Genomic DNA, 19,136 nt, shown 5'->3' with positions numbered 1-19,136 from the left:
ACGTTTTCCGTCAACTACCCTAGTTTTGAAGACAAAAAAATCCCCGCTCATTGGCGGGGATCTTAACACTTATTCGACGGTGTCGCAGTGTAAACTTAACAACATTAGCTCTCGAAGTGCAACTGAGAATTTGGCAAACTCATGTGTTTGTCCCATTCTAAACTCCGCTAAAATATGTTGCCAACGTTCTAATGGCTGTGCACTTGATTCAAACCATGTATCTAACATTTCATCAACATCGTTCGAGCTCTTGCTGCCACTTAAAATAACTGAAGTTAATGAACGTTGCTGCCAATCAAGCTCTTCCCTAAATGACGCTCTAGCCAATGCTTGCCAGTGATTAGAAACTGGCTGAGAGGTAATTTGATCTAAGAACCAGTGTAGTTCTAATCTTGCACCCAACTTAAAGTAAAGATCTGTTACTAAATCAATTGAATGACCATCAGATTGTGAAATCTCTGCCAAATCCATCGCTGAGAATAAGGTACTCAGTAGTGAAATTCTTAACGCAACGTTTGCAGGCACGCCAGCTTTAATTAGATCATTTTCAACACGTTTTAATTGTGCCGCTTCTTCTTCAACCATAAAGCTGGTTATTTTGCTCGACAAGGCAGCAAAAGTCGTATGATAAAACTCAATTGATTCAGCAATGTTTAACGCTTTATTACGGTGACGTAGGAACCAGCGTGTAGCTCGGCGTACTGTACGACGTAATTGGAACAACATTTCCGTTTGAATTGAGGTTGACAGTTTATTATCAAGATCGCTAATTTGTTTCCAAACATCAGATAGTTCAAATACTGCACTAGCCATTGAGTAACAATTGGCGATTTCTGCTGTTGTTGCGCCCGTTTCTTCCTTCATCCGGTTAACAAAGTTAAAGCCCATGTCGTTACCAATTTTATTGGCTAACTTAGTGGCAATAATTTCTGCACGTAGCGGATGCTCTTGCATTTGTGCGCTGTACTTTTCTTGCAACTGTTTAGGGAATGCTTCAATAAGCAAACTTTGATGATAATCGTTGTCGGTAATTTCAGGACAAACTAATTCTTCTTTGAGGATCATTTTGCTGTAAGCAAGCAATACTGACAACTCTGGTCGAGTTAAGCCTTTGCTTAGAGCCAAACGCTCAGCAATTTCTTCATCACTTGGAATAAATTCTAAGGCACGATCTAACTTGCCTGAACGTTCAATTTCGTGAATAAAGCGCGCTTGCTCTTTTAATTGGCTACCACCGCGTAATTCTGTAATAGAAAGTGAATGCGTTTGACGGTAACAATCTTCAATTACAATATCACCAACTTCATCTGTCATATCATAAAGAATTTTATTACGCTGTTTAACCGTCAAATCACCACTTTGTACTAAACCGTTAAGAAGGATTTTAATATTAACTTCGTTATCTGAACAATCAACACCACCGGCATTATCAACGGCATCAGTATTAATTCGACCGCCTTTAGAAGCAAACTCAATACGACCTAGCTGTGTTAAACCTAAGTTACCACCTTCACCAACAATTTTAGCATTTAATTCAGCACCGTTAATACGTAACGAGTCATTTGCTCTATCACCAACTTCTAAATGAGTTTCTTTAGAGCCTTTAACATACGTGCCAATACCGCCATTCCACAATAAGTCGACTTGCATTTTTAAAATTGCTTGCATTAAATCAACTGGCGACATGCTTTGTTTTTGTGTACCAAGCATTTTCTTAATTTGTGGCGTTAATTTTATTGATTTAGCACTACGGCTGAAAATCGCACCACCTTCAGAAATAAGGTCTTTGTTATAATCTTCCCAAGTACAACCTGGTAAATTAAACAAACGTTCACGTTCAACATAGCTTGATGCCGCATCTGGATTTGGATCAATAAAGATATGCATGTGGTTAAATGCCGCTTGTAATCGAATGTGCTTAGATAGCAACATACCATTACCAAACACATCCCCAGCCATATCGCCAATAGCGATACAGGTAAAGTCAGTGGTTTGACAATCAATATCCATTTCGCGGAAATGACGCTTAACTGACTCCCATGCACCTTTTGCTGTAATACCCATGGCTTTATGGTCGTAACCAACACTACCACCGGAGGCGAAGGCATCACCCATCCAGAAGTTGTATTCTTCAGAAATAGCATTGGCAACATCAGAGAACGTAGCTGTACCTTTATCGGCGGCAACAACTAAATAAGCATCATCTTCATCATGACGAACTACATTAAGTGGCGGTACGATTTCGCCAGCAACAATGTTATCAGTAATATCTAACAAGCCACGAATGAAGGTTCTGTAACACTCTTTACCTGCTTCAAAAATAGCATTGCGATCGCCACTTGGTAATTGTTTACAAACAAAGCCACCTTTTGCGCCAACCGGTACAATAACCGTATTTTTAACTTGCTGTGCTTTAACTAAACCAAGCACTTCTGTTCTGAAATCTTCACGACGGTCAGACCAACGTAAACCACCACGAGCAACTTTACCGCCACGTAAATGCACACCTTCAACTTGTGGAGAATAAACAAAAATTTCAAATGCTGGTACTGGTAATGGCACGTCAGAAATTTGTGAAGGTACAATTTTAAAAGAGATATATGATTTTTCACCTGTTACTTCATGTGGTTGGAAGTAATTAGTACGAATAGTGGCACTAATCATTTCGACAAAGCGGCGAATAATACGGTCATCGTCTAAGTTAGCAACATTATCTAAAGATGACTCAATATTTGTTAAAACTTTATCAATGGCTTTTTGGTTAAGCTTTTTCGCTGGCGAAAAACGTAAGTTAAATAAGCTAATTAATAATTCTGCAATACTTGGGTAGCGAGCAAATGTGTCTTCAATATAGTTTTGGCTAAAAGTACCACCAATTTGGCGTTCATACTTGGCGTAGGCTCGTAATATTGAAACTTCACGTCCGCCCAGCTCTGCACCTAAAATCAAACGGTTAAAGCCGTCATCTTCTAATTGCCCAGCCCAAACTTTTGCAAACGCATCTTGGAATAAACTTTGGACAATTTCTAAATTAAACTTACCTTTACCAGTTAGTAACATTGAAAAGTCTAGAATCCAACAAACTTCACCACTTGCTGTTCTTACCGCATAAGGGCTTTCGCCGATAACACGTAAGCCGAAGTTTTCCAACATAGGCAATACGTCAGACAAATGTAGCGGTTCGCCAGAATGGAATAATTTTAATTTAACAAAACGGCTATTGGTGTCTTCTTCTTGCGGTTGATAAAACAACATTTCTAGTTTGTTGTCAGCCGATAAAGACTCAAGCTTTTCAATATCTACGATTGCTGTGCCTGGTAAAACTTCATCTTTGTATGCTTGTGGGAAACTTGCGTACTTACGACTAAGCTCCTTCCCTGTAGCTTCACCTTTATGTGAGTTTAAAGCATCAGCCAAATTATCATCCCAGCTACGCGCGGCATGATTAAGATTTTTTTCAATTTCTTTCACGTTTATGTCTGCTTTTGTCGAGTTAACTCTTACAATGTAATGTGTTCTTGCTTGTGCAGACTCTGAGAAGAAAGTAGTAAATTCAACTTCTTCGTCGCTGCCAAGAGCTTCTTGTAAAAGCTTTTGTGTATTAATACGTAATGCTGTGTTGTAGCGCTCACGTGGCACGTAGACCATGCAAGAATAAAAGCGGTTAAAGGCATCGCGACGCATAAACAAGCCAGAATAATCTCGCTCTTGCATTTGAAAAACACCCATAACATTTTGCAAGAGTTCAGCAGGTGAACTTTGTAAAATTTCATCACGCGGATAAGTTTCTAAAATATTAATTAGTGCTTTATATGCATGTGTACCTTTGGCATAGCCAGAGTCATTACAAACACCGGCCACTTTTGATTTAATTAGTGGTAAGTCTAATGCGCTGTTGGTGTAATACGCCGAGCCAAATAAGCCCACAAACCTTTCTTCACCAATCACGTTACCTTTATCGTCAAAGCGTTTAACACCGATATAATCAAGATGTGCAGGACGATGTACTCGAGACTTAGCATTAGTTTTGGTTAATATCAGTAAGTTATCACCTAATGCAATTTCTCGCGCTGATTCGCTTAAGCCTGAAATTAAACGCTCTTTTGTGCCATCATACTGGTTCATTAAACCTAAGCTAGTTTTAACGTCAGCGGAAAGAGCCATATCACCTTTTAACGTTTTAACATTGTATGAACGATAACCTAACAAGGTAAAGTTATCGGCTAACATCCACTCTAAAAAGTCTACACTGTCTTTGTGCTCTGCTTTTGAACAAGGCAATTTAGCTTTTTTAACTTCATCAATTACATCGCGTAGACGCGTTTGCATTGGTTTCCAATCATTTACCGTCACTGAAATATCGCTAACGACTGAGTGCAGTTCTTTAGTGATATTTTCAAGAACGCCAGTATCATTTTGGCGATCAATCTCAATAAAAAACACAGTTTCAATTGATGTCGACTTAAATTTTGTATCTATTGCCGACGAAAGACCGCTAATATTTTTATTACTATCGCGAATAATTTTAATAGGCGAGTTCAACATTAAGTGTGGCGTAAGGTTTAATCGACTCAATGCTATACGGACCGAATCAACTAAAAATGGCATATCTCGTACAATAATCTCAATAATGGTATGACTTGATTTCCAACCATTTTTTGAAACCTGTGGGTTAAACACTTTAATTACAGGCTTATCATCTTGATGATCGTTTAAAGCATTCCAAAGACTTAGTGTGGCACCATACATGTCACTATCATTTCTATGATCTAAATCTAAGGTAGAAATATTGTTGTAAAGCAACTCTGCAAATTTATTAACAAGAGGAGCTGTTGCTGCTGGAACTTTTTGTTGTATTAATTGTGCTACGTTCGAAAGTATCACTGAAGGTAAACCGTCTACTAACGCCATGCCTTTTTCCTTTTTGGATAAAACGCTTGAAATAATTGCTGTATTTTTAGTCTTTTTAATCAGAATAGACTATTGGGGCGATTTTATTAATAAACTTAAGCGATTGCGAGTACTATTTTAGATATATTACTTTAAAAAATGTGCTTTTATGTAACAACTTTGATTACAAATAAGTGTTTATTCATTAGTTATAAATAGAAAATGACCTTTCGGTCATTTTCTTGTTTATTTATGCATAAAATATTTTTAAATTTTTATGAATTTATTTTCGTTCAGGCCAGAGAAATGCTGCGATAGCAGGTAGTACCAGTACGGCAGCAATCATATTAACCAAAAACATAAAGGTTAATAAAATCCCCATATCAACTTGGAATTTTAAATCGGAGAAAAACCAGGTTGAAACGCCAATTGCTAAGGTAACACCAGTAATTAATACTGCACTACCGCGCTCTTTTAATGCGTCAAAATATGCACTTTGCACACTGGCGCCATTTCTTAGTTTTACACTCATGGTAGAAAGAATATAAATACCATAGTCGACACCAATACCAACCCCTAAGGCAATAACTGGTAACGTTGAAACTGTCAGGCCAATATTAAGTTCGGTCATCAGCCATTGCGCTAAGGTTGACACAACATAAAGTGGTACAACAACGGCAATTGTCGCTCTTAGGCTTCTAAAGCTTAGTAAACACAAAATAATCACCGCGCCATATACATAAAGCATCATTGGTATTTGAGCGGCTTCTACCGCTTCATTGGTCGCTGCCATTACACCAACTGGACCGGAAGCCAATTTAAACGATAAATCATCATTGCCTAATTCATCAGCCACCAATTTCGCAGCATCAACAACACGATTTATCGTCTCAGCTTTATGATCTTCTAAAAAGAGGATCACTGGCATCACACTACAGTCACTATTTAACAGGCCACTTGATGAAGGAACACGTGCGATTGACTGTACCAAAGTTTGTTGGTTACGCGATAGTGCCCGCCATTTTGGATTACCCTCGTTATAACCAGCGTTAACAATTTTAGCAATCGACGCTAAACTCACCGCTGATTGTACACCTTGCACGTTTTCCATACGCCACTGGAATCTATCAATAACATCCATATGTTCATAGTAAGTACAGGCATCAGCACTTGTTTCGATAATCACTGACATATAATCAACACTAATGGCATATTTATCAGTAATTAAAAATGTATCTTGATTATAACGCGAAGTTTCATGGAGCGAAGGAGCCCCAGCATGTAACTCCCCTATTTTCATGTTTTGTGCATTTTGATAGCCAACAACATAAAGAATGGCTGTAATTGCAAGAATCACTAACGCTAATTTACGTGTTGCAAACGCTGACATAAAGTGCCAAACGCTATCATCACTTGCACTAGTAGCCAGTTTTTTTCCCGCTTCTTTGTTCTCTTTTCTTGGCACATGAATATAAGAAACGAGCAACGGCAATAAAACCAAGTTAGTTAAAATAATCATGGCAACGCCAAGCGAAGCAGTAATGGCTAGTTCACGGATAATACCGATATCAATAGATAGTAAGGTCATAAAACCTACGGTATCCGATAGCAAGGCGATACCACCGGGAACAAGTAAAATTCGAAAACTAAACTGTGCGGCTTCTTTACTCGTTTTACCTGAATTTACCATTTTCGAAACCGAGTTAATCATTTGTACACCATGACTTACGCCAATAGCAAACACTAAAAACGGTACTAAAATTGACATTGGATCTAAACCAAAACCAATGGTCGATAACATTCCTAACTGCCAAATAACTGCGATTAAAGAACATGAAATAGGCAATACAGTTAAAGCAATTGAACGGCAGAACCAGAAAACCATTAATGTTGTAATTGCTATTGCTATCCCAAAGAAAGTAACAACGCCTTTCGCGCCTTGGGCTACATCCCCCACCATTTTAGTAAAACCAATGATATGAACGGAAATGTTGCCTTCTTCAAATTCACCTCTAATGTCATTTTCTAGTTGCTCGGCAAGCACAATACTGTCGAGCTTCTCACCCGTATTAGGGTCAATTTCCATTAACGATGTTTTCACCATGGAACAACTATAATCATCGGCAACTATACTGCCAACAATGCCGGCTTTTTCAATATTGCCTTTTACAATTGCTAGGCCACTGTCATCAGGCTGAAAATCAGCGGGAATCACAGGGCCGCCGGCAAAACCATCTTCTACAATTTCAACAAAACGGGTACTTGGCGAAAACAAAGATTTAACTTGAATACGGTCAACACCTGGGATAAAAAATAATTTATCGTGTACACCTTTTAATGCAGTAAAAAATTCTGGATTAAAGATATCTCCACTACTGTCACACACAGATATTAAAACGTTATTTGCGCCGCCAAAGTTTGCTCTATGCTTTAAATACGTTTTCATATAGCTATGATTAAGCGGAATATGCTTGGTAAAAGCCGCATCAAGCTTTATTTGACTTGCTTGAAATAATAAGAAAATACTGGTCAGAGCAAAAAATACCAATACCGTTAGACGACGGCGAAAAAGTGTTGCTTCAACTACATTAATAAAAGAATTCAATTTCATGTGTGTTACTTCGTTACATTAATAGTTTTAATACCAACATCAGATGTGGCAACTATTTTATTGTTAAACCATACGCCACTAATTAGCGCTTTGCCGTCTTTTTGCGGATACGTGGTAAATGTTAAGCCATCATCCTGGCTTTCTAATAGCACACCGTTATTACCTAAAATAAATATACGTTGGTCATCCGTTAAAACAATACTGCTAAGTAAAGCGGTAACCTTACTTTCGCTTTCTTGCCAAGGAGTACCATTTTTTAAACTGCGAAATACATGCCCTCGTAAGCCAACAACTAATAAATTCCCTTCTTGCGTGCGATTAATGTCATAAAATGAGCCTGGGTAAATTTCATCAAATTTTTGCCAAGTCACGCCAAAATCATTACTTTTTGCAATTAAGCCAATTTCTCCCACCATGTATAAAGTACGTCCATCGGCAACCACCCTATTGAAATGCGGTAATATACTACTTTGCTCGTCTAAATACGCTTCTTCGTCTTGGAGCTTCAATTCGGCTAAATATTCTTGATCCTCGGGATAGAGAAATTCATTGTGATATTCAATTAACCAGCTTTTTCCACCATCACTAGTACGATAAAACAAACCGTAGGCACCTATAGCTATGCCATTATTCTCATCAGCAAAAAGAACATCTAACAGAGGCTTTTCAACTTGCGGAAAGTATTGTTGTACTTGCCAAGATACACCACCATCTGTTGTTGCTAAAATTGTCGCATCATGTCCCACTGCCCAACCAATATTATCATTAACAAAGAAAACCGCCGTTAACGTCGATTGCACCGGCACAACAGATTGTTGCCACTGTGTACCATTAGATGAAAGAAGAATATGACCACGCTCTCCAACAGCAACTAATTTATCTTGAGAAACTTTGGCAATATCAAGCAACAATGACTGGCTTGCTAATGGTGCTTGTCGTGCGCTAAGTGCCTGAGCATGAACTGCGCTGCTACAAAGCAAACTGAGTAAAATTACGAAAAGACGCATAATTTGAAATATTAGCTCCGTGAGTTTTAACTATAGAGGCCTCGCCTCAATGTAAGGTATTGATGATTTGGAAAAATTACGAGTTTAAAATTACACGTCAATACCGAAAAATCTTCTAACTTTTAGCTTAGCTAAAAATCATCAGAATGAAAATTTAAACAATTGAAATCGTTAAAATAAAAACGGCTAGCATTTGCCAGCCGTTTTTAATGCTCTGCTATCTATCTTCGACCTTCACGGCGTAACGCTGAAGAAGTAAAACTCACGTCTTTCAAGTCTGCAGAAAAATCATACATCGCTGCTTCGTTATCTAAGCCCATGGCGATATAACGACGAGATTGTAAGTCATGGAACACTTCTAAAGTCGACCATTGTGTCGGCACTTCATAATAATTAATACCATGAGCAACACCTACACGATAAAGTTCATCACGATTATCATAGATGTCTGTAACAGCTACTTGCCAGCTATCTTCGTCTATGTAAAACACGCGTTTTTTATAAGTATGGCGAGTATCCGATTTTAAATTCGCTTCCACAACCCAAACACGATGCTTTTCATAACGCACTAAGTCAGGGTTAATATGACCCGGTTGCAAAATTTGATCATATTTCAAGTTATCGCTGTGTAAACGGTAATCGTTATATGGAATTAGCAACTCTTGCTTACCTTTCAGTGTCCAGGTATAGCGGTTAGGTGCGCCATTAAACATATCAAAATCGTCAGTTGTTCTTAAACCATCTGACGCTGTACCTGGTGCATCGTATGCAACATTTGGAGCACGGCGAACACGGCGTTGTCCAGTATTATAAGTCCATGCTTGTCGAGGTGTTTTAATTTGATCCATAGTTTCATGAACCAAGAGTGCTGTGCCAGCTAAGCGTGCAGGCTCAGTCACTTTTTGTTTAAACTTAAACAAAATATTGGTTTTTTGCAGATCTGCAGCCTGAACGCCTTTTACACCATATGGGATCAATAACTGATCATCAAAGCCCATATACGTATAATCACCTGATGCCGTTGGTGCAGCTTGGCCACCTTCACGTACAATTTTTTCACCACGGTAGCGTAAAATATGGTTCCAAATCGCTTCTAAACCATCTTTTGGAATTGGAAATGGTACGCCAATCGCCGCTTCGATAATTCCATTACCGCCTTCAACCAACTCAGCTTTTGTAGCATTATCTAAAGTTGCTTGATATACATGTTCAGGGTATGACGCTGAACGCCTTGTTTTGTAAACACTCATTTTATAAGTGTCTGGGTAGGTTTCAAACAACTTAATTTGTCCAGGTGTTAATAGTTCTTTATATTGCGCTAAATTTTTAGCGGTAATGGTATAAAGAGGTTTATCATCAGCAAATGGGTCTTGATGATGATCGCCGACAGTATAGCCAGCAGGAGGCGTTGTAATACCGCCAGTCCATTCTGGAATTGAACCGTCTGCATTTGCGCCACGAACTGCGCCAAATGGCGTTAGTTCTTTACTTAGCTTAGCTGCTTCTTGAGAGCTAATTTTTGCTGAAGCTGTCGTCGATGCTAAAGCAACGGTCACCGCCAGAGATACTAGCGTTGCCTTTTTAAATGAATTTTTTAATATATTTCTCATGACAATAATCCTCAAACTTGCCTTAAATCGAATACTTAATGTTAAAAGACACGTAATCGCGATCTTCCATTTGGTTAGTCGTACCTACTCCACCGAAAAAGCTGTTGTAGTTTAAGTCAGCAGACCAACGGCTTTGATAATCAAAGCTAAAGCCAAGCGACATAGACTTTCTATCTTCTACAAATAAGAAGAGTGGATCTGGTGTAATACCATTCACGTCATGTGAAAAAACAATTTTAGGTGATACGTTAATACCAGCAAATACATCGTTGTAATCTAACTTAGCAACAAAGCGGTAGCCCCAGGCAAATGCACTTGGGAATGGGTTTGTTTCAACGCCATCTTGTAACGCTATTTCTAGCCCTTCTTTACCTTCAATTCCGCCATTTCTAGCAGTACCAGGGCCATTTAAACGTAACACATCTGGATCTGGCATATCTCGAATATCAATACCACCTACTTCAAGCAAGGTAGTAAATTGACTTGCCCATAAAGTTGGCCCCCATAAATTAGTCACGGTAAATTGTGCTTGTAAGGTATCTGATAAAATAAAACCGTTAGCACGTGACCCACCTGGAAATACATCCATTTGCGAGACGCCATCTAGTTCGTCTCGACCTAAGTCATTTGCTAATTGTTGTGGCATAGCAGCAAATAATAATTCCACATCATCTATTTGTAGCGGTTCATCCTGACGGAAGCTAACTTCACCAGCCACTGATGTTTCACCAATTGCCGTGTTGAAGCTCAAAGCATAAAGTTTTATATCTTCAACATAATCAAGTTCAACACGTGAAAACGCTTTTAAGTTAGTATAGTTATCATAAGTGATTTCAGTCGATGCCAACATCCTTACATCATGTTCTAATGCTTCAGCACTAAAATCAGCAGTAATACCCGAAAATACAGGACGGCGACTGTGATAGTTCATGTGATATAAACTAATTTCTGTATCATTTAACTCAGGTAAAAACCAAGATAAACGTAAACCATATTGGCCGCCATCATCAGGATCATTTTCCGCATCAGCTTGGCGCAATGTTAATTTAGTTGGGAAGCCACCAACATATGCACTACCCGCATCAGCCATTGCTACATTACCATTTAATATGTTAGCTCTTAAGGCATTTAAGTCTGTGATTAGCGAATCTAGATCCATATCTGGATTACTAGCAAAATTTAATTGTACATTATTAAATTGACCACCATCGCCGGCAAAATCATTGGTAGAAAAATAACTACCTGGTGCTGGTAGCACAGTTTTTTCCCAGCTGTATTGGTAAAACATTTCAACATTGAAATTTTCGGTAACTCCTAACGAGCCCCAAACTGCTCCAAATGGGATAAAGGCTTCTTTTAATTCTGCACCTGGTGCTTTCAATCGAGCAATATCAACCGGGTTTAGTTCACTAATTCCATGTGAAATTAAGGTACTTTCCCCCCAGCTAATCACTTGTTGGCCGACGCGGACGGAAAATGGCATTTCACCAATATCAAAATCACCGTAAACAAAGGCATCTAATAAACGAATATCACGACATACTTGGTCGCGAGCTTCTTTATCACGACATGGATCATTAACTTTACCTGAATGAGGGTTAGTCCATGCTCTGTCACTATCCATCATTTCAAAATCATAAAAATACATACCGCGAGCGAAAAAACCTAAGTTTTCATAGCGTACATCTAATTCATGAGAACCTTTGATCAGTTTAGAAAAGCTTTCTTTAGCATCATAATTCAAATTGCCATTATCACCATTGGTAGAATAACTACCTGCACTATTCCACACGGTATCAGCATTAGGATTTACATTTAAAATTGGGTGATATTTAGTTAAATCGTAAGCGCTAGTTACTTGAGGATTGTTAGACTTACCAATATTATCATTCCAGTTTCGATTTTCTACACGCCAACTTGTACCTGCAGAAAATGTTGAATCGAAACTTATATCGAAATCCCCTAACTGAAAGTTGGTTGCCTGAGCACTAGCACCTGCTAATGTCATCATGGCGGCAGCAATACTTAAAGCCAGTGGCTTCTTGTAAAACCCGTTGCGAAGGTTTTGTTTCATTTGTTATCTCCCCAGATGCGATTCTGCATTTTTATTTTTATAAATCCACGTAAATGGTATGAAACAATAATTACATCATTTTTGCAATGTGGCAAGTGCTAAAACATTAGTTAAAGCCCTTTATTTTAAAGACTTGAGTCAAGTCATCTGATGAGAAGAAAAAGCCGTTTAAAACACGCGTTTAAAACAGCTTTTTATAGTAAGAAGAAAGGTGCAGATAATGAACAAAATTAACAGTCGTATTCATGTCTACAAAATATTACAAATCAAAAATAATGGTCTGACCACTGTTTAAAGCAAAGGCTCTAATTAATTGATTTTTTCTAAAGATAAAAACTTATTGTTCTTAGTTTGCAAGCAAAACTGCCCTTTTATGCCACTTGCGGTAACATAATTTCGCAAGTGCATCGCGGGAAATTCAACTCGCATACCTTCATGTGTTCTTACAATTATGCTTTGCACTTGACCTTGGTAGTAGGGCAAAAATTCATGACTAGTCATGTTAATATTAAAAAAATATTTCACAATAACACCTATTAATTTAAAGCCGCATCAAGCTTTTCTTTTAGGTCTTTCGACAAGCCGTTTTGATTAGACAAATCGATTAACAAAGTTTTAATTAATTTCTGACGCTGTTTATCAAAAGATGAAAATTGAATCAGTGGTGTGATCAAACGTGATGCTACTTGCGGGTTAATACTATCTAACAATTTAATTTGCGCAATTAAGAATTGGTAACCTCTACCACTAAGGCAATGAAAATATCTTGGGTTATTCATGGTAAATGCACCAATTAATGACCGAGCTCTATTGGGATTTTTCAAAGAAAACAATGGATGCTCTAGTAATTGATCTAAATTATTGTATATGGTTTCATTGTTAACAATTGCTTGAATCGCGAACCACTTATCCATAACTAATGTAGTGCTACTCCATTGATTTTCAAACTCAGCCATCATGTTATCAAAACTGTCAGCATTAGATTTTGCGGCACAGTTTAAAGCGGCAAGGCTGTCAGTCATATTATGGGCGCTGTTAAATTGCACAGGCAATAAGTATTGCTTGGATGCAATTGTGCTTAAATATGAAAGACAAATATTTTTCAATGCTCGCTGCCCTATTGCTTCACCATTATTTTCAAACGCGGTTTGGGTATTATCTTGATAATGTTTTAAAAACAACTCCTCAAGCGTTTCCGCAAGTCCCTGTTTAACAGTATCTATTGCGTCAAGCAAAGCGATAGGATCTACTTCTTCGATACTATCAGCTAATTCATTAAAGCTAGGCAAGGTTAATTGCTCTGCTTTCAATGCTGGAGATATATCAGCATTTAATAGGTGAGTAAAAGTGCTAATAACACTACTTGGCAATGGTAATTCAGGTGTTAGCATTACCTTTTTAATATGGTTTGATAACAATATTTGCCCTGCATCCCAGCGACAAAAGTCATCTTGAGCATTTTTTAAAATAACTGCGAGCTCATCATCAGCCTGAACAAAGTTCACTTTTACTGGTGCTGTAAACCCCGTTAGTAGTGCCAGTACGGGTTTATTATTATAGTTGTCAAAAGTCCATGATTGTTGTTGCTCGGTTAACTGTAATAAGTGTGATGTACTTTGTTTGTTATCACTGTCAATTAATTCGATGCCAACTGGGATATGTAGTGCAGCTTGTTCATTATTACTTTGTGCTATGGTTAATTGATATTTTTGACTTTCACTATCAAATTGTTCTTGCACTGTAAGTTGCGGGGTACCCGCTTGTTCATACCAACGTTTAAACTGTGATAGATCAATATTTGAAGCATCAGCCATAGCATTAACAAAGTCATCACATGTTACTGCCATACCATCAAAACGCTGAAAATAAAGTTCTAAACCAAGTCTAAATTTATCAGCTCCTAATAAGGTATGAATCATACGAATAACCTCAGAGCCTTTTTCGTACACAGTTAAAGTATAGAAGTTGTTCATTTCCAATACTTTTTCTGGTCGAATTGGATGCGCCATAGGCCCTGCATCTTCAGCAAATTGCATTGAACGCAACACTCTGACATTTTGAATACGTGTAACTGCAGCAGAGTGCATGTCGGCACTAAATTGCTGATCACGAAAAACAGTTAAACCTTCTTTTAAGCTTAATTGAAACCAATCTCGACAGGTAACTCGATTTCCTGTCCAGTTATGAAAATACTCATGTGCGATAACAGCTTCTACATTAAAATAATCAAGATCCGTTGCACTTTTCTCATCGGCTAATACAAACTTACTATTAAAAACATTAAGGCCTTTGTTTTCCATTGCCCCCATATTGAAAAAATCAACGGCAACTATCATGTAGATATCTAAGTCATACTCAAGGCCAAAGGTATCTTCGTCCCACGCCATTGAATGCTTTAGTGATGACATGGCATGGTGCGCTTTTTTTAAATTTCCTTTATCAACAAATATCTCTAACGCAACGTCACGGTTTGACGAAGTTATATAATTGTCAGTTAAAACATCAAAGTCACCGGCGACTAAAGCAAAAAGATAGGCTGGCTTTGGATGTGGATCATGCCACTGTACAAAGTGATTGTCGCCCCCTACATCGCCAGTTGCTATTTTATTACCATTAGAAAGTAAGTACGGGTATTGTTTTTTATTGGCAATAACTTTCGTGGTAAAAGTTGCCATTACATCTGGCCTATCAAGATAATAGGTAATTCGTCTAAACCCTTCTGCTTCACACTGAGTACAGTACGCATCACCCGATTTGAATAAACCTTCGAGTGCAGTATTTTCTGTAGGATTGATTTCCGTCACAATTTCTAAAACAAAATCCGGCTCAGATACATTTATCGTTAAAGAAGTATCATCGAGCTGATATAAACTTTCGTGTAACTCTTTCTGGTTAAACGAAATCGCTAGTAGCTTTAGGTGTTCACCATCTAATACTAGCGGTTGCTCACCTAATACTGTTTTAGAAATTTGCATGCGGTTAGTGACGCGTGTTTTATGTTCATCAAGTTCAAAGGTTAAATCAACGGTAGAAATAGCGAAATTTGACCGCTGGTAATCTGCTAAATAACGTGGAGTAAAATCGCTCATGGAAATCCTTAACTGATAATTTAAATCATTGTCTACAATCGACACTAACTGGAAATAATAAAAAGCCTGTTATGAACAGGCTTTGTGAATAATTATTAATTTTGAAAATATTTTACTTATTTGTCACTAATTTTTTAATTTTAAAGCCCATAAAACCATATACAACTGCCAATATCGGATTAATTAAGTTAAAGAAACAATAAAAGATATAGTCAAATGGGTTTACTAGCAGTACGCCATACATATATGCACCACAGGTATTCCAAGGAATAAGTGGTGAAGTAATTGTGCCCGAGTCTTCTAATGTACGACTTAACACAACAGGGTCTAAACCGCGGCGATTATACTCTTCTTTGTACATACGCCCTGGCATAACTATAGCCATGTATTGATCGGCGGTAATTAAGTTAGTACCAATACAAGTACCAACAGTGCTTGCAATTAAGCTTCCTGTCGATTTAGCTGATGCAAGGATCACATTGACAAACTTACGCAACATACCTAAATGCTCTAATACCGCACCAAAACTTAACGCACACATAATCAGCCAAATGGTATTAAGCATACTGGCCATACCGCCACCACTTAGTAATTTATTTAGTTCATCATTACCTGTTTCAACAGCAACGCCATCATAAAATGCGCTCCAAACAACAGTTACGTTAGCCGTCATGCTATCTAAACCATCTGCTGCCAAACGGGCAATCAAGTCTTGTTGGAAAACAATGGCCCATAACGCTCCCATTAAGGCGCCAATTGAAACCGCTGGAAATGCCGGTACTTTTTTAATCGCCAACCCTAATAGAATAACTAAAGGAATAAGATTAAAAATACTTAACTCAAATTGACTGGCAAGTTGTTCGTTTAGCATCGCGATTGAATTATCACTTGCCGTAGCCGTTTCCGTTAAACCCAAAATAATAAAGAGAATTAACGCGGTACATATCGATGGCACTGTCGTCCATAACATGTAACGAATATGAGCAAATAATTCGCTGCCAGCAACCGCTGGTGCTAAGTTAGTTGTTTCTGATAAAGGTGAAATTTTATCACCAAAGTACGCCCCTGAAATTACAGCACCTGCAGTAATTTCTGGCGACAAGCCTAGACCCTGAGCAATACCGAGCAAAGCAACACCTATAGTTGCCGCCGTTGTCCATGAGCTACCTATACTCATAGCAACTATGCCACAAATGACACATGACGCCGCATAAAACCAAGTTGGGTCTAGTATTTTTAAACCGTAATAAATCATGGTTGGCACAGTACCTGACAGCAGCCAAGTACCAATTAGTGCGCCAACTGAAAGTAAAATCAATATTGCACTCAGTGATAAGGAGATTCCTTTAACAATCGCTTTATCTATTTGAACCCAACTAGCGCCATTTTTTAAACCAATAATAATTGCAATCCCCATACTGGCCAATAAAGCAATTTGGTTTGGACCATAGGAGGAATTATCACCAAAAAACGTTACAGCGGCCGCTAACATTGCAATTAAAGCAATAATTGGTATTGATGCGTCAAGCATTGATGGTTGTCGTAAAGATTGAGGTTCAGACATAGATAAATTTACACCTTATTATCTTATTTATTATAGTGATTTTGTTTTCGTGATAGTTAAGATGCCGACTGTTAACAAATTGTGCAAGTTTTATCTTACGCTTTTCACTTAACAAGCCCTTTATTAATAGGCTATTCAAGAATAAATATGCAGCAATATTAAGTAAAACTACAAGCCCGCTATTATTCTTCGGCACAATAAAAAGCCACCCTGAGGTGGCTTATAAAATCGATTATACAAATTTATTTTTTAGCGACCTTTCCTAATGAAACTAAATCAAAAGTAATTTTTGCCGTTTCATCTAAAAACGGATCTAATTCCTCTAAATCATCAGGTAAGTCATCTAAGCTGGCAACTTTATCTTTGCCCATTAACGTTAGCCGCTCATTGGCCCTTTTCAATTGCTTGGCTTTACGCGCTTCCCTTTTTTCTTTTCTAGTCGCTAAGTTCAATGATATCGTTTTATCATCTTTTTCGGCTTTGTACTCTTCGATATCTGACAATAAATAATTAAACTCTGGGTTGTCAACTACACGAGAGCTATGTAACGAGTTCAAATACGTAAGATCTTGACTAATATCACTTAACTTATTGTAACGAGCTTTAGGTATTTGGTCCCAAGGTAACGCATTCTCTTCACGACTTTCGCCCCAATCTGCTGGGTCAACCGCTGAAGGGAAATTAATATCTGGTAACACACCTCGATGTTGCGTACTACCACCATTTATACGGTAAAATTTAGCTATGGTAAATTGAATGCTTCCAAATGGATTGTCATATAAATCATAAACACGACCTAAACCACGATGTTGCTGTACTGTGCCTTTACCAAAGGTATGTTCTCCGACAATAACACCACGCCCATAATCTTGAATGGCGGCAGAAAATATTTCTGATGCTGAAGCACTGTAGCGATCAACCATGACAGTTAACGGGCCATCATAATAACTGATGCCATCTTTGTCGCTATTCACCTGTACCCGATTAGCACCATCACGTACTTGTACTACAGGTCCTTTATCGATAAATAAACCTGTTAATAGTGTCGCTTCTGTTAATGAACCGCCACCGTTACCACGTAAATCAACAATAATACCTTCAACATTTTCATCTTTAAGCTTAGCAATTTCCAGCTTCACGTCGCGAGAAAGATTATTGTAAAAACTTGGGATGGTAATTACGCCCAATTTCTTACTATTTTTATCGCCTTCTTTTTCAAAATAAACTTCAGACTTTGCCGCTCTATCTTCTAATTTAATGGTATCGCGTATAATTGATACGACTTTAATACTGCCATCATCTTCTGAATCAGCGCCAAGTACTTGCAAACGAACTTTACTGCCTTTTGGCCCCTTAATGAGTTCAACGACATCATCAAGTCGCCAGCCAATAACATCGACAAATTCTTTATCGTCTTGAGAAACACCGACAATTCTATCTTTAGGCTTTAACTCATTAGACTTATCCGCAGGGCCACCAGATACGACACTTTGAATAACGGTATAATCTTCTTCGGCACGCAGTACCGCACCAATACCTTCTAATGACAGGTTCATTTCCATTTGAAAGCGTTCGGCATTACGAGGCGATAAATAGGAAGTGTGAGGTTCAACAACACGAGCAAAGCTATTCATTACCACTTGAAAAACGTCTTCACTTTCACTTTGCTTTAAGCGTTTAATGGCATAACGGTAACGTTTGCCAAGCACTTCTTGAATTTTTGGCCACTCTTTACCTGCTAAAGTTAAATTCAAGGCATCGTATTTAACTTTTTTTCGCCATAATTCATTTAATTCAGCAACTGATGTTGGGCGCACTGCATCTTCACGGTCAAAATTGTACGACTCGTCCAATTCAAAATTAAATGGTTTTTCGTTTTCAAGTAAACTTAATGCGTAGTTATAACGCTCTAAACGACGTTGTAAATTAAGGTTATAAATTTGGTAGGCAATATCTAATTTACCACGAGCAATAACAGTGTCAAAGTCATCACGATATTGTTCAAAACCTTCAACATCAGAGGCTAGAAAAACATTACGTGCGTAATCAAGCTGTTTAATATAGCGATCAAAAATTTGCTCTGACAATAAGTCATCTATTTTAATTTGCTTGTAATGCGCACGGGTAAATTGTGCCGTAATTCGCTTAGTTGAGGTTGCATGCTGGCTTTCTGGCGCCAATATAGGAAGCGATTTATTTTCTTCCTTAGTGTCGGCAACCGCCGCTAAACCAGAAACTGATAATGATACTGCAATAGCTATACGACAAAATTTATGCATGCACATACTCCA

9 protein-coding genes are annotated in these 19,136 nt (G+C 38.0%); all 9 read right to left on the bottom strand.

The window, feature by feature from the left end; genetic code table 11:
- Positions 1-69: 69 nt before the first annotated feature.
- Positions 70-4,911, bottom strand: a complete 4,842-nt coding sequence (locus tag AC27HL_RS14680; RefSeq protein WP_487081793.1) for an NAD-glutamate dehydrogenase — start codon at positions 4,909-4,911, stop codon at positions 70-72.
- A 262-nt stretch (positions 4,912-5,173) separates the two neighbouring features.
- Complete coding sequence (locus tag AC27HL_RS14675) at positions 5,174-7,501, bottom strand: efflux RND transporter permease subunit (protein ID WP_487081792.1); 2,328 nt, start codon at positions 7,499-7,501, stop codon at positions 5,174-5,176.
- Between the two features lie 5 nt (positions 7,502-7,506).
- On the bottom strand, positions 7,507-8,508 hold the full coding sequence (locus tag AC27HL_RS14670; RefSeq protein ID WP_487081791.1) for a WD40/YVTN/BNR-like repeat-containing protein: 1,002 nt from the start codon (positions 8,506-8,508) through the stop codon (positions 7,507-7,509).
- Positions 8,509-8,729: 221 nt separating this feature from the next.
- The gene (locus AC27HL_RS14665; protein WP_487081790.1) at positions 8,730-10,118 is read right to left on the bottom strand and encodes a DUF1329 domain-containing protein; all 1,389 of its coding nucleotides are present in this window, start codon (positions 10,116-10,118) and stop codon (positions 8,730-8,732) included.
- A 22-nt stretch (positions 10,119-10,140) separates the two neighbouring features.
- On the bottom strand, positions 10,141-12,192 hold the full coding sequence (locus AC27HL_RS14660) for a DUF1302 domain-containing protein (protein ID WP_487081789.1): 2,052 nt from the start codon (positions 12,190-12,192) through the stop codon (positions 10,141-10,143).
- 309 nt (positions 12,193-12,501) lie between these two features.
- Positions 12,502-12,717, bottom strand: coding sequence for a DUF2835 domain-containing protein (locus AC27HL_RS14655; protein WP_487081788.1), 216 nt, complete (start codon positions 12,715-12,717; stop codon positions 12,502-12,504).
- 11 nt (positions 12,718-12,728) lie between these two features.
- Entirely contained in the window at positions 12,729-15,281 is a 2,553-nt protein-coding gene (gene pepN, locus AC27HL_RS14650) for an aminopeptidase N (RefSeq protein WP_487081787.1), read from the bottom strand.
- A gap of 112 nt (positions 15,282-15,393) precedes the next feature.
- The gene (nhaC, locus tag AC27HL_RS14645) at positions 15,394-16,845 is read right to left on the bottom strand and encodes a Na+/H+ antiporter NhaC (RefSeq protein WP_487081786.1); all 1,452 of its coding nucleotides are present in this window, start codon (positions 16,843-16,845) and stop codon (positions 15,394-15,396) included.
- 242 nt (positions 16,846-17,087) lie between these two features.
- Positions 17,088-19,124, bottom strand: coding sequence for a carboxy terminal-processing peptidase (gene prc, locus AC27HL_RS14640; RefSeq protein ID WP_487081785.1), 2,037 nt, complete (start codon positions 19,122-19,124; stop codon positions 17,088-17,090).
- Positions 19,125-19,136: the final 12 nt, after the last annotated feature.

Source organism: Colwellia aquaemaris (genome assembly GCF_057548755.1).
This window is presented reverse-complemented; position numbering and strand designations above follow the sequence as displayed.